Origin of the sequence: Brevundimonas bullata (assembly GCF_003350205.1) — a bacterium.
Taxonomy (GTDB): Bacteria; Pseudomonadota; Alphaproteobacteria; order Caulobacterales; family Caulobacteraceae; genus Brevundimonas; species Brevundimonas bullata.
The window spans coordinates 95,303-108,018 of the sequence record NZ_QLLC01000002.1; the positions used below are offsets into that span (position 1 = coordinate 95,303).

A 12,716-nucleotide genomic window follows, 5' to 3' on the forward strand; every position below is an offset into this window, starting at 1 on the left:
GCAGATCATGACAACTTTCCACTCGACCCTGGCCGGGCTGCTTCTGGCGACCACGGCTCTCGCGACTTCGGCCTTCGCTCAGGAGGCGCCGCTCGCGGCTGACGCTCCGGTTGCAGCAAGCGACCAGGATCAGCCGTCCGCCGTTGGCGATATCGTCGTCCTGGGACGGTTCATCCCCGAGCAGAACCGCCGCAGCCCCGAGGTCGCGGCCTTTCTGACGGCCGAGGATCTGCAACGCACGGGCGACGGCACGGCCGCTGAGGCGCTGACGCGCGTCACGGGTCTGTCGATCGTCGAGGGTCGGTTCGTCTATGTCCGCGGCCTGGGCGAGAGGTACTCGTCCGCCCTGCTGAACGGTTCGCCCTTGCCGAGCCCCGAGCCGCTGCAACGCGTCGTGCCGCTGGACCTGTTTCCGTCCGAGATCCTTGCCGGGGTCACGGTTCAGAAGACCTATTCTGTGGCCTATCCCGGCGAATTCGGCGGCGGCGTCATCGACCTGACCACCATTTCGGCGCCGAGCAAGCCCTTCTTCAACTTCAAGTCCTCTCTTGGCGTGAACTCGGAAACAACGGCGCGCGAGGGACTGGTCTATTTCGGCTCGCGCACGGATTTTACGGGCTTTGACGACGGCACGCGCGATGTGCCGGGGCCGCTGCGCCTCGCCTTCCAGTCGGGACGCCGCGTCGTCGCCGGGGCGGACTTCTCGAACGACGACCTGCGCCGCATCGGCCAGTCGCTGGAGAACGCGCCCCTGCGCCTGCTGCAAAAAGAAGAGACCCCGGTCAACTTCGGCTTCCAGGCCTCGGGCGGCCTGTCCGAGCAATTGGGCTTCGGCACGCTCGGCCTCGTCTTCGTGGCGGGCTATGACAACAAGTGGCAGAGCCGCGAAGGCGTCCGCCAGGAAGGCTATATCGACGAGGGGGAGCTGAAGGTCGGCACCGACTATCAGTTCCAGTCCACCCAGAACGACATCGGCCTGAACCTGCTCGGCGGCGTCAGCCTCGAGGCGGGCGACCATGAGGTGCGCTGGACCAACTTCTACACCCGCAACACCACCAAGGAGGCGCGCACGCGCGCCGGCTTCAACTACCTCAGCGGCAATGTGGTGCGCGACGACTATACGGAATGGTCGGTTCGCCAGCTGTTCTCGACCCAGCTGGCCGGCGAGCACTTCTTCGGCGAGGCCTGGGAGGCGAAATGGCGCCTCGCCTACGCCAAGACGACGCGCGACGCTCCCTATGAGACGCGCTTCGGCTACGGCCAGCTGCCGGACGGGACCTTTGTCCACAATATCCAGTCGAACCGGATCTCCTTCAGCGAACTCGACGACGATCTGCTGAGCGGCGGCCTGGACCTGAGCTATCGCCTGAACCTGTCGGGCGGCCGTGAAGCGGTGTTCAGCGTCGGCGCGGCGTCCTCGGACAACACCCGCACCTCGCAGCAGCGCGACCTGCGCTTTGTTGCGCCGAACGGCCTGTCGGCCGACCAGGTCAAGTCGCGGGTCGACTACCTGTTCTCGGACTACAACATCGGCCCCTACCTCCAGATCGAGGAGGTCACGGGCAGCAACGGCGCCGCCGCCTATGAGGCCGACCTGCGGGTCCATGCGGCCTATGCACAGCTTCAGGCCGAACTGATCCCGACCGTGAACTTCACGGCCGGCGTCCGCTATGAGGACGGACGCCAGAGCGTGACCCCGCGCGACCTCTTCGGGGGCACGACCGGCTTCCTGCCCAACACGATCGAGGAAGCCTACGCCCTGCCGGCCGCGACCGTGACGTGGAACTTCGCCGAAGACATGCAGCTTCGGGCCGGAGCGTCCAAGACCATCGGTCGCCCTCAGTTCCGTGAACTGGCCCCGCAGCAATATACGGACGTCGAAAGCGACCGGACCTTCATCGGCAACCCCTATCTGCTGGATACGGAGATCACCAACTACGACCTCCGCTACGAATGGTATTTCGCCCGTCAGCAGTACCTGACCCTGGGGGTCTTCTATAAGCTTCTCGAGAAGCCGATCGAGTCCAGCGTCGTCGACCAGGGCGCCTCCATTTCCCAGACCTTCCTCAACGCGCCGGAAGCGGTCGTTCAGGGCGCCGAGATCGAGCTGAAGAAGTATTTCGAGTTCCCGTCGGCGGGGCTTGATTTCGTCGCCAACAAGCGTTGGCTGATGTCGGGCAACTACACCTACTCGAACTCGGAAGTCCGCGTCGGCGAGGGCGACATGGTGATCACCCAGAACAGTCTGGGCGTGGCCCAGCCCGCCTCCTTCTACGTGGTGGACGGCAGCCGCCTCCAGGGGCAGAGCGACCACGTCGCCAACCTGCAACTGGGATGGGAAGACGACACCGCCCGTTCGCAGGCGACCCTGATCCTGAACTATGTCTCCGAGCGCACCTCGGCGCGCGGTCGCCCGGGCGAGCCGGACCTGGTGCAGGACCCCGGCGTCTTCCTCGACTTCGTCTATCGTAAGGACTTCGAGGTCATGGGACGTGAGCTCGGCCTGGGTATCGAACTGCGCAACCTGCTGCGGACCGACTACGACGAGTACCAGGAACTCGGCCAGAAGGTGCGCGTCAACAACTACGACCTCGGCGCCAGCGCGTCGGTCAGCCTGACCGCACGCTTCTGAACGGCGCGTCCGGCGACGACAGCGTCGTCGCCGGACGCTGCAACCCTGCTGTCACAATAAGCCCCTAGAGGACGCTTCGTCTCGGAGGTCGCCAGACGTGACGGTTCGTCCTTTTTCCCGCTTCAGCGCGCCTTCGGCCAACCTGGCCGGTCGTCGCGGCTTCACGCTTATCGAGATGCTGGTGGCGCTGGCGGTGTTCAGTCTCGTGGCGCTGACGATCATTCGGCTGGCCAGCGAGAACACGCGTGCAGCCGTGCATGTCGAAAACCGCCTGCTGGCCGGCATCATCGCCGAGAACGTCGCGGTGGAGGCCTTTGCCTCACCCAACCCCCCGGACCGGGGCCTGGCCCAGGGCGTCATTGATATGGCCGGACGCCGCTGGACCTGGCGACGGACCGTGTCGCCGACGGACCAGCCCGGTCTGGTGCGGATGGATGTGGCCGTGCTGCTGGAGGGGCGAGAGACGGCGGCCTTGACCCTGGTCAGGGACACGGGCGCGTGACCCGCAGGGAAGGCTTCACCCTGGTCGAGGTCATGGTGTCGCTCCTGATCTTTGGCCTTCTGGCGGCGGCTGGCGTCGGGCTTCTGACGACCTCCATCACCAATCGGGAGGTCGTGAAGGCGGCTTCGGACGATGGAGCGTCGCTGCTGCGCGTTCATCGCTCGGTGAAAGCCGACCTGGGCCAGGCGATTGACCGTTCGGTCAGATCCGACGTGGGTCAGGACGGTTCGGCCTTTGTTGCGTCGGGCGGCGAGGCCCTGCTGACCTTGACGCGGACAGGGCGGGTCAATCCCGGCCAGGCTGATCGATCCTCGCTGCAGCGGGTTGAGTACCGGCTGTCGGACGGTCGCCTGATCCGCCGGGTGAGGGCGAGCGTGGACGCCGGCGACTGGGGGCCGCCCCAGGTGCTGATGGAAGGGGTCGGGGCGGCGCGGCTGGCCTTCACCTCCAGGGGACGCGTCAGCAACAGCTGGCCGACGACCGATGGCGCAGCCCTGCCGGACGCCGTCGACCTGGTGATCGAAACGCCGAGGTTCGGTCCTGTGACCATGGCCTTCATGGTCGGGGGCGTGCGGTGAAATCACGAACCGACAGCCGTGAAGGCATGGCGCTGCTGACCGTCCTGCTGCTGGCGGCGGTTCTGTCGGTTATTGCTGTTCTTGTGCTCGATGATGTGCGCTTTTCGATCCGTCGGGCCACGAACGCGGAGATTTCCAGCCAGGCGCAATGGCACGCCGCCGGCGCCGAGCGGCTGGCCCTCAGCCAGATCCGCCGACTGGTTCAGGCAAATCCGGGGCGCACGCCCATCGACCCGGCCTGGGATGGCCGTCCGTTTGTATTTCCTGTCGAGCAGGGCGAGATCACCCTCACGGTTTCGGACGGTCAGTCCTGTTTCAATCTGAACAGCGTCGTCCAGGGCCAGGACGGCGCCTATAGCGGTCGGGACGAGGGCGTCCGCCAGTTTCTGCGTCTCCAGACCTTGTTGGGGGTTCCTGTCGGGCGCGCCCGACGTATTGCCAGCGCGACCGCCGACTGGATCGACGCCGACCAGACCGTGCGTCCCGACGGCGCCGAGGATCGGGGCTATGACCGGCTCGATCAGCCCCTGCGCACAGGCGGGCGTCTCTTGGTCGACGTCTCGGAGCTTCGCCAGGTCGCGGGCATGGATGCGGCGACCTATGCGCGTCTGCGTCCCTATGTCTGCGCCCTGCCCACGTCGCAGTTGTCTCCCCTCAACATCAATACGCTTGATGCCGACGACGCGCCTCTTCTCGCTATGCTGACCGACGGCGCCCTGTCGGTGAGCGGCGCGCGTCGCGTGATCGCCTCGCGACCGGCGGGCGGCTGGGTCTCGACCTTCGACCTGTGGCGGCATCCCGCCTTTCTGTCGGTCTCGGTTCCTGCGGCTGTCTATGAGCAGGTTTCCCTGGAGACGCGCTATTTCGATTATGTGATCGAGGTCCAGTTCGCCGAGGGCTCGGCCTCGCGTTCGGGCCTGATCCAGGTGGGGCGGGACGGGCGAGCGTCGATTACCGGCGTGCGTTGGTCGAGGCCCGACTAGGCCCTGTGCCACGCTGAGCGATCAGGAGGCGAGAAGGGGACCGTAAAGCCAGGTCATCCACAGGCCGATCGCCAGGAAGACGCCGAACGGCAGACGGTCGGTCGCCTTGATCGACCTCCGCGAGACTAAACCCGCGATCACGACGCTGAGCCCGGCGGCCGAGGCCCAAAGGAGGGTCGTGGGCAGGGCCAGAGCGCCGACCCAGGCGCCGCCTGCACCGAGCATGAAGGGATCGCCGCCGCCCAGCCCGACGCGCCCACGCGCCGCCAGATAAAGGCGGCCGATCAGCCAAAGGCCGCAAAAGCCGATCAGAGCGCCCGGCAAGGCGTGGCCCAGGGCTGCAGCCGGCGCATCAGGGCGAAGCCAGAAGGCTGCGGCCACGCCGCTGAGAAAGAGAGGGGCCGTGAGTTGATCCGGCAGCCAGAAGTTCTCGGCGTCCACCACGGCCAGGAGAAGCAACTGCCAGCCCAGCACGGCCGTCAGAAGAGCGGGGACGAAAGCGGCATGATGCAGGCCGGCCCATACGCCGATCAGTCCCGCGCCCGCTTCCATCAAGGGATAGCGCAGAGGAATGGTCGCGCGACAGTCGGCGCAGCGCCCGCGCGACAGAATCCAGCTGATCACGGGGACCATCCGCCAGGGAGGAATGGGACGACCGCAGCCCCCGCAGCGAGAGCGGCCCAGCACTACGCCCTCACCCCGCGGCAATCGCCAACTGACCAGGCCGAGAAAGCTGCCGACGAACAGCCCGCCGCCGCCGAGGAAGGCCGCGTAGATCACCATGTCAGCCTCTCCGTTCGGTCCCCCTCTGCACTAGCGCTCCCATCCCGCTTTAGGGAGGGCCAATCGCGCAGACGATGTCGTTCGCCGACCGCCTGCGCGAGCGTTCCGGCAGCCATGGGCGCCCGTCTGATCCGCATACGGCGGCGTTGTCACAACAACGTCTCGCCGTCGTCATCCCCGCGTGAGGCTCTGACCCCGGCTGCTGGAGTAAGCAGCCGGGGTCTCCTTATTCGGGGGTGTTCGGAGCGTCGGGCGTGATCGCACGGGTCGGGGAATGGGGGCGTCAGGCGCGCACGGCTATGGTCGAGCGGCCTGGGCGGATTCGCGCCGGGGTCGAGATCGCTCTGATCGCCCTGCTGGCGGTTCAGGCCGGACGTCTGGCCTGGATCTTCGTCGCGCCTGAGCCCGAAGCGGCGGTCGCCGTCCACGCCGCCGCCGCGCCTGTGGACGCCAGCATCTTCCAGCGTTTCGACGCCTTCTTCCGCACCGGCGACAAGAGCGGCCTGGCCGAGGCGGCGGGCGCCGACAGCGATGCCCTGCGCCTGTTCGGGGTGCGGGCGGGCGGGCCGGGCGGCGGCTCGGCCATCATCGGCCTGCCTGACGGCCGACAGGTGTCTGTCGGCGTGGGCGAGACCATTTCCGAGGGCCTGACCCTGGCCTCGGTCGGCGCCGACTTCGTCACCGTGTCGCGCGGCGGATCAGTCAGTCGTCTGGTTTTCACCGAGACCCCGGCGGGCGCGGCGCCCCCGCCGCCGCCGCCCTCGACCACCCAGGTCATGGCGCCGCCCGGCGGCGCGCCCGCCCCGGTATCGGCGGCGTCCCTCGCCGCTGCTGCGCCGACCGGCCCGGTCGTCGATCCCAAGCGGCTGATGGCGCAGGCCTCGCTGCGCCCGCGCATGGACGGCCTGCGCATCAAGGGCTTCACCCTGGCCGCACGGGGCGACGGGGCGGCGCTGCAGGCGGCGGGGCTGCAGTCCGGCGACGTCATCCTGGCCGTCAACGGGAACGAACTGAACAGTCTGCAAGGTCTGTCGCAACTGAGCGGCGAACTTTCAGGCAGCAGCCCCGCCGAGATCCGCTTCGAGCGGAACGGCCAGGTGCAGACCACCACCATAAGGACCGGCTCCTGATGCGCCTTCACCGCTCTTTCGCCGCCGTCGCCCTGTCGGCCCTGATCGCCGCGCAGGGGCCTCTGCTGGCCTCGCCGGTCATGGCCCAGGACGGCGGACGCCAGACCCTGAACGTTCAGGGCGCCGACATCCGCGCCTTCATTCAGGACGTGGCCCGCACCACGGGCCGTACCTTCATCGTCGATCCCGCCGTGACTGGAAGCGTCACCGTGACCAGCCAACGCGCGCTGAGCCGCACCGAACTGTTCGAGGTCTTCCTGTCCACCCTGCGCGCCAATGGCCTGGTCGTCACGCCGACCAATTCCGGCGCATATCGCATCAGCCCGGCCCAGGGCGCGGCCCAGGGGCCGTCCACCGTCGGCTCCGAGCGCTTCTCGACCCAGGTCTTTCAGTTGAGGAATATCGACGCCGCCTCGGCCGCCGAGACCATCCGGCCCCTGGTCGGACCCCAGGGTCAGGTCTTGGCCAACCCCAGCGGCAACAGCGTGGTGGTCGCCGACTTCGCTGACAACCTGAGCCGTATCCGCAGCCTGATCCAGCGCATCGACGTGGATCGGGCCGCCTTCGACGTGGTGACGCTGGAAAACTCCTCCGCCGCCGAGATCGCGGGCGTCCTGGCCCAGGTCCTGACCCCGCCGGGCGGCCAGCCGGGGCAGGGGATGGTGTCGGTGACGCCCGTGGCCAGCTCCAACTCCGTCATCCTGCGCGGCGACCCCGCCGCCGTGGCGCGGGTGCGGCCCCTGGTCGAGGACCTGGACCGTCGCGCCCGTTCGGCCGACGACGTCAAGGTCGTCTTCCTGCAACACGCCAACGCCGAACAGCTGCTGCCCGTGCTGCAACAGATCGTCGGCCAGCCGGTGACGGCGGCCACCGCTACCGCGACCCCCGCTGCCGCGCGCGGAACCGGCGAAGCCGCCGCGCCGACGCCGCAAGTCGCCGCTCCGGCCGCTCCGGCCGCTCCGGTCGCGGGCCAGAAGGCCAGCATCGCTCGCTTCCCGGGCGCCAACGCCCTGGTCATCTCGGCTTCGGCCGACACCCAGCGGATGCTGGCCGAGGTCATCCGCCAGCTCGACAGCCGCCGCCAGCAGGTGCTGATCGAGGCCATCGTGGTTGAGCTGGGCGACACCGCCGTGCGCGAACTGGGGGTCCAGTGGCTGCTGGCCGGATCGGACGGCAATCCCATCGGGCTGACCAACTATTCCGACCGTTCGGCGCCTCTGGTTCCCATTGCGGGCGGGGCGGCGGCGGGCCAGTTGGACAAGGACGATCCTCTACGCGAACAGCTTCAGAACCTGGCCTTGAACAGTCTGCTGGGCGCCAACGGCTTCATCGGCGGCGGCGGCGGACGCATCGGCTCGGACGGCCTGTTCGGCTTCATCATCAATGCGGCCAAGTCGGACGAAGGCTCCAACCTGCTGCAGACCCCGTCGCTGATGACGCTGGACAATGAAGAGGCCACCATCCTGGTCGGGCAGGAGGTGCCGATCACGACGGGCGAGGCCCTGCTGGACGGCAACTCCAACCCCTTCCGCACGACCCAGCGTCAGGACATCGGCGTCAAGCTGATCGTCAAGCCGCAGATCAATGCGGGCGGCTCCATCACCCTGTTCCTGCGTCAGGAAGTGTCCAGCATCAACGGCGTCCTGACCAACAGCGCCTCTGATCTGGTGCTCAACAAGCGCGAGCTGGAGACGACCCTGGTGGTGGACGACGGCGAGATCGCGGTCGCCGGCGGCCTGCTGGATCAGAACGACCGCCTGTCCATCGACAAGGTGCCGGGGCTGGGCGACATCCCGGTGCTCGGCAATCTGTTCAAGTCGACCAGCCGCCAGCGCGGGCGCACCAATCTGATGGTCTTCATCCGCCCGACCATCATCCGCACGCCGGGCGACGCCCAGCAATTGAGCGCCGACCGCTGGGGCTATATGCGCGGCGAGCAGTTGCGGGCCCAGCCGGGCGTCGAGCCCAGCCTCGACGAGATGCTGCGCGACTATATGCGGACCCAGGCGCCGGTCGCGCCGCGCGCCATCGACAACCCGGCGCCGGGCGTCGCCGCGCCAGTCGGGGACGTGACCATCTCGCCGCTGGCGCCCGCCCAAAACGCGACGCTGCCGCAGGGCTGAGCACCATGATCACCCTGGTCAATCCCACGCTTCCCTATGGTTTCGCCAAGCGGAACGGCGTCATCCTGCTGGACGCGGGCGACATCGCCGTGGTGGGTCTGCGCGACGGCGCTGACCCGCTGGCCCTGGTCGAGACGCGCCGGGCGCTGGGGCGGCCCTTGCAGGTGCAAGCCATGGCCCAGGCCGAGTTCGACCGCCGCCTGTCCGACGTCTATGCGGGCGACCTGAACGCCGCGGGCGATCAGCAAATGGAGATGCCGTCTGGCCTCGACGGCCTGATCGAGGACCTGCCCGCCGCCGCCGACCTGCTGGATTCGGCTGACGACGCCCCAGTCATCCGCATGATCAACGGCATCATCGCCGAGGCCGTGCGCGCCGGCGCCTCCGACATCCACCTGGAGCCCTATGAGAGCGCCCTGGTCGTGCGGATGCGCGTCGACGGCGTCCTGCGCGAAAGCCTCAGTCTGAACCCGCGCATCACGCCCCTGCTGGTGTCGCGCATCAAGGTCATGGCCCGGCTCGACATCGCCGAGAAGCGCGTGCCGCAGGACGGGCGCATCCCGCTGGCGCTCGGCGGCAAGACGCTGGACGTGCGGGTCTCGACCCTGCCGTCGCGGGCGGGCGAGCGGGTGGTGCTGCGCATCCTCGACAAGGATCAGGCCGATCTGCGGCTGGAAGATCTGGGCATGGACCCGGTGGCGCTGGACGCGTTTCGCCACGCCCTGCGTGAGCCCAACGGCATCATCCTGGTCACAGGCCCGACCGGCTCGGGCAAGACGACCAGCCTCTATGCCGGTCTGTCGCTGCTGAACGACGCCACCCGCAACATCCTGACGGTCGAGGACCCGGTCGAATACGCCATCGACGGCGTGGGCCAGACCCAGGTCAATCCCAAGGTCGGCATGACCTTCGCGGCGGGCCTGCGCGCCATCCTGCGCCAGGACCCCGACGTGGTCATGGTCGGCGAAATCCGCGACGTCGAGACGGCCAGCGTCGCCGTGCAGGCTTCGCTGACCGGACATCTGGTGCTGTCCACCGTCCACACCAACGACGCCGCCGGGGCCGTGACGCGGCTGCGCGACATGGGGGTGGAGCCCTTCCTTCTGGCCTCGACCCTGCGACTGATCGTGGCCCAGCGGCTGGTGCGCCGCCTGTGCGGCGAATGCCGGCGAGCCGAGCCCGCCGACGCCGCGACCGCGCGGCTGTCGGGCGTGACCCAGGGCGCGACCGTCTGGCGGGCTCAAGGGTGCGGATCGTGCAACCACACCGGCTATATCGGCCGGGTCGGCGTCTATGAGACGCTGAAGATCGACGACAAGGTGCGCCGCCTGATCGCCGCCGAGGCGGACGAAGACGCCCTGGTCGCCGCCGCCTTCCCCCAAGGCGGAACCCTGTCGGACCGGGCGCGCGGCCTGGTGCTGGCGGGCGTGACCTCGGTCGAGGAGGCGGTGCGCGTGACCCGTCAGGAAACGCCCGAGGCGCATCCGCTGCCTGAGCCCGCCTTGGGAAGCGCCGCCTGATGCCCGCCTTTGACTACAGCGCCGTGGATGTTTCGGGCCGCACGGTCGCGGGCGTGCTGACCGCGCCGGACGAGGCGGCTGCGCGCAAGGCGTTGGAGCGCCGTCGCCTGATGACCCTGTCGCTCAACCGGGCCTCGGGCGCCGCCGCGACGAGCGACAAGGCCCCCCGCCTGCGCCAGAAGCTGTCGGCCCGGACCCTGGCCCTGACCACGCGCCAGCTGGCCACCCTGATCACCGTCGCCCCCATCGACGAGGCCCTGCGCACCCTGATGCTGCAAGCCGAGCGGCCGAACGTGCGCCGCATCCTGTCGGGCGTCCATGCGGGCGTGGTCGAGGGCCAGCGCCTGTCCGAAGCCATGGCGCGACAGGGCGCGGCCTTCCCGCCGCTGTACCGCGCCACCGTCGCGGCGGGCGAGGCGTCGGGCGCGCTGGCTCCCATTCTGGAGCGCCTCGCCGACGGGCTGGAGCGGGACCAGCAGGTGCGCGGCAAGGTGATCACGGCCCTGGTCTATCCCACCGTCCTGGCCCTGGTGGCCCTGGGGGTGGTGATCGCCCTGATGGTCTTCGTCGTGCCCAAGGTGGTCGATCAGTTTGACAGCATGAACCAGACCCTGCCCCTGCTGACGCGCGCGGTGATCGGGGTTTCCGACTTGATGCGGAACTGGGGCTGGCTGTTCCTGCTGCTGCTGGTCGGCGGCGGCGCGGGTTTCATCGCAGGGCTGAGGAAGCCTGAATTCCGGCTGGCGGTGGACCGGCGGATTCTGCGTCTGCCGGTCGTCGGGCGGCTGACGCGCGACCTGCACGGGGCGCGGATGGCGCGCACACTGTCGACCATGATCACGGCGGGCCTGCCGGTGCTGGAGGGGCTGACCATCACGGCCCGTACGGTGTCGAACCGGGCCTTGCGCGCCGCAACCGAGATGATGGCCGACGCCGTGCGCGAGGGCGGGGGCCTGTCGGCGGCCATGCGCCGCGCCGACGTCTTCCCGCCGATCCTGGTGCACATGACGGCCTCCGGCGAGGCCAGTGGCCGACTGGAGCCGATGATGGAGCGCGCCGCCGACTATCTGGAGCGCGAGTTCAACACCTTCACCGCCGTCCTGCTCAGCTTCCTTGAACCCGCGATCATCGTCGTCATGGGCGGCGTGGTCGCCCTGATCGTCCTGTCGATCCTTCTGCCCATCCTTCAGATCAACACCCTGGCGATGGGGTGAACGAGGCGCTGATGACCTTTTCCGACCTGACCCCTACCTCTCCCCGCCCGTCATCCTCGGCCTTGTGCCGAGGATCCAGACGCTCGACGTCGGAAGGCGACAACGCGGCGCTTGATGCGGGCGTCGTGACGTTTCTGGATCCTCGGCACAAGGCCGAGGATGACGATTGTGAGGGGATGACGAGGGCGCCTCTTTGCGCTCAAGCAGCGGCGCGCCGCGCGCGTCGCGATAGCGCCCTAAGACTCGCTCAAGCAGCGAGCGACCGCGTCGCTCGCGATAGCGCTCTTCAGCGCAAAGCCCGCCAGGGCTTTACGCTCGTGGAGTTAATGGTGGTCATCGTCATCATCGGCCTCTTGGCCACGGTGGTGGCGATCAACGTCCTGCCGAGCCAGGACAAGGCCATGATCGGCAAGGCGCGGGCCGACATCTCGACCCTGGAACAGGCTATCGAGACCTACCGCCTCGACAATCTGAGCTTCCCGGACGCGCAGAGCGGTCTACAGGCCCTGACCGCGCCGCCCGCCGGTCTGGCGCGCCCGGAACGCTATCGCGAGGGCGGCTATATCCGCCGCCTGCCGGAAGACCCCTGGGGCGCCCCATACCAGTACCGCCGCCCGTCGGCTCACGGCGGTCAGTTCGACGTCTTCTCCTACGGCGCCGACGGCAAGGAAGGGGGCGAGGGCAATGACGCCGACATCGGCAACTGGCAGAGCTGACAAGCGCGACTGCGCTCAAGCAGCAGCGCGCCGCGCGCGCTGCGTTAGCGCCCAAAGATATGGCTTCACCCTGGTCGAGCTTCTGATGGTGGTCGCCATCATCGGCCTGGCTGCCGGAGCCGTCGTCTTGGCCGTGCCCGACCCGCGCCCGCCGGTCGGCGACGAGGCCGAGCGTTTCGCCGCGCGGCTCGTCCGCGCGCGCGAGGAGGCCTTGCTGACCAACCGCGCCGTGGCGGTCGAGGCGACGGCCGAGGGCTACGCCTTTTCCAGTTTCGACGGCGTCCAGTGGTCGCCCCTGACGGACGGTCCCTTCGGCGATGAGTTCTGGGCCGAGGACACCGCCGCGCGGCCTGAAGGCCAGCCTCAGGGCGAGCCCCTGCGCGTCGTCTTCGACCCGACCGGCGCCGCCGAGCCCGCCACCCTGGCCCTGTCGCGCAAGAGCCGCGTCGTGACCGTCGTCGTCGATGCGGCGGGCGAGGTGCGCGTCCATGGCTGAGCGGACCCTTGTGGCGATGGCCGGCACGCAAACCGTGAT

Annotated in this window: 11 protein-coding genes; 10 read left to right on the plus strand and 1 reads right to left on the minus strand. The window is 68.7% G+C overall.

The window, feature by feature from the left end; translation table 11 throughout:
- Positions 1 to 7 precede the first annotated feature (7 nt).
- The 4 genes from DXK21_RS01490 to gspK all read left to right on the plus strand — a co-directional run bounded on the left by DXK21_RS01490 (position 8) and on the right by gspK (position 4,695).
- Positions 8 to 2,632 (plus strand): TonB-dependent receptor domain-containing protein, encoded by a 2,625-nt coding sequence (locus DXK21_RS01490; protein WP_114816018.1) that lies wholly within the window; start codon positions 8 to 10, stop codon positions 2,630 to 2,632.
- A gap of 97 nt (positions 2,633 to 2,729) precedes the next feature.
- Entirely contained in the window at positions 2,730 to 3,134 is a 405-nt protein-coding gene (gene gspI / locus DXK21_RS01495; protein WP_245945032.1) for a type II secretion system minor pseudopilin GspI, read from the plus strand.
- Positions 3,131 to 3,712, plus strand: coding sequence for a type II secretion system minor pseudopilin GspJ (gspJ, locus tag DXK21_RS01500; protein WP_114816019.1), 582 nt, complete (start codon positions 3,131 to 3,133; stop codon positions 3,710 to 3,712). The genes gspI and gspJ overlap by 4 nt, the downstream gene beginning before the upstream one ends.
- Positions 3,709 to 4,695, plus strand: coding sequence for a type II secretion system minor pseudopilin GspK (gspK, locus tag DXK21_RS01505; RefSeq protein ID WP_245945033.1), 987 nt, complete (start codon positions 3,709 to 3,711; stop codon positions 4,693 to 4,695). The genes gspJ and gspK overlap by 4 nt, the downstream gene beginning before the upstream one ends.
- 21 nt (positions 4,696 to 4,716) lie before the next feature.
- Here gspK and DXK21_RS01510 read toward each other — a convergent pair whose 3' ends face one another.
- Positions 4,717 to 5,478, minus strand: coding sequence for a prepilin peptidase (locus DXK21_RS01510; RefSeq protein WP_114816021.1), 762 nt, complete (start codon positions 5,476 to 5,478; stop codon positions 4,717 to 4,719).
- A gap of 254 nt (positions 5,479 to 5,732) precedes the next feature.
- Here DXK21_RS01510 and DXK21_RS01515 point away from each other — a divergent pair, with 254 nt between their 5' ends.
- From DXK21_RS01515 to DXK21_RS01540, 6 genes are all read left to right on the plus strand, one after another.
- A complete protein-coding gene (locus DXK21_RS01515) occupies positions 5,733 to 6,608 on the plus strand; it encodes a type II secretion system protein N (protein ID WP_245945035.1) in 876 nt (291 codons plus the stop codon).
- A complete protein-coding gene (gene gspD / locus DXK21_RS01520) occupies positions 6,608 to 8,731 on the plus strand; it encodes a type II secretion system secretin GspD (RefSeq protein ID WP_114816023.1) in 2,124 nt (707 codons plus the stop codon). Before DXK21_RS01515 ends, gspD begins: the two co-directional genes overlap by 1 nt.
- Before the next feature lie 5 nt (positions 8,732 to 8,736).
- A complete protein-coding gene (gene gspE / locus DXK21_RS01525; RefSeq protein ID WP_114816024.1) occupies positions 8,737 to 10,251 on the plus strand; it encodes a type II secretion system ATPase GspE in 1,515 nt (504 codons plus the stop codon).
- Positions 10,251 to 11,465, plus strand: a complete 1,215-nt coding sequence (gspF, locus tag DXK21_RS01530) for a type II secretion system inner membrane protein GspF (protein WP_114816025.1) — start codon at positions 10,251 to 10,253, stop codon at positions 11,463 to 11,465. The genes gspE and gspF overlap by 1 nt, the downstream gene beginning before the upstream one ends.
- A 176-nt stretch (positions 11,466 to 11,641) precedes the next feature.
- Positions 11,642 to 12,181, plus strand: a complete 540-nt coding sequence (gene gspG / locus DXK21_RS01535) for a type II secretion system major pseudopilin GspG (RefSeq protein ID WP_114816026.1) — start codon at positions 11,642 to 11,644, stop codon at positions 12,179 to 12,181.
- An 85-nt stretch (positions 12,182 to 12,266) separates the two neighbouring features.
- On the plus strand, positions 12,267 to 12,677 hold the full coding sequence (locus DXK21_RS01540) for a GspH/FimT family pseudopilin (RefSeq protein ID WP_245945038.1): 411 nt from the start codon (positions 12,267 to 12,269) through the stop codon (positions 12,675 to 12,677).
- Positions 12,678 to 12,716 lie beyond the last annotated feature (39 nt).

Excerpts from the sequence above, each read along its gene's own strand:
- DXK21_RS01510 (WP_114816021.1), bottom strand. The coding sequence starts at position 5,478 with ATGGTGATCTACGCGGCCTTCCTCGGCGGCGGCGGGCTGTTCGTCGGC.
- gspG (WP_114816026.1), top strand. The coding sequence starts at position 11,642 with ATGACGAGGGCGCCTCTTTGCGCTCAAGCAGCGGCGCGCCGCGCGCGT.
- gspD (WP_114816023.1), top strand. The coding sequence starts at position 6,608 with ATGCGCCTTCACCGCTCTTTCGCCGCCGTCGCCCTGTCGGCCCTGATC.
- DXK21_RS01540 (WP_245945038.1), top strand. The coding sequence starts at position 12,267 with ATGGTGGTCGCCATCATCGGCCTGGCTGCCGGAGCCGTCGTCTTGGCC.
- gspF (WP_114816025.1), top strand. The coding sequence starts at position 10,251 with ATGCCCGCCTTTGACTACAGCGCCGTGGATGTTTCGGGCCGCACGGTC.
- gspE (WP_114816024.1), top strand. The coding sequence starts at position 8,737 with ATGATCACCCTGGTCAATCCCACGCTTCCCTATGGTTTCGCCAAGCGG.
- DXK21_RS01490 (WP_114816018.1), top strand. The coding sequence starts at position 8 with ATGACAACTTTCCACTCGACCCTGGCCGGGCTGCTTCTGGCGACCACG.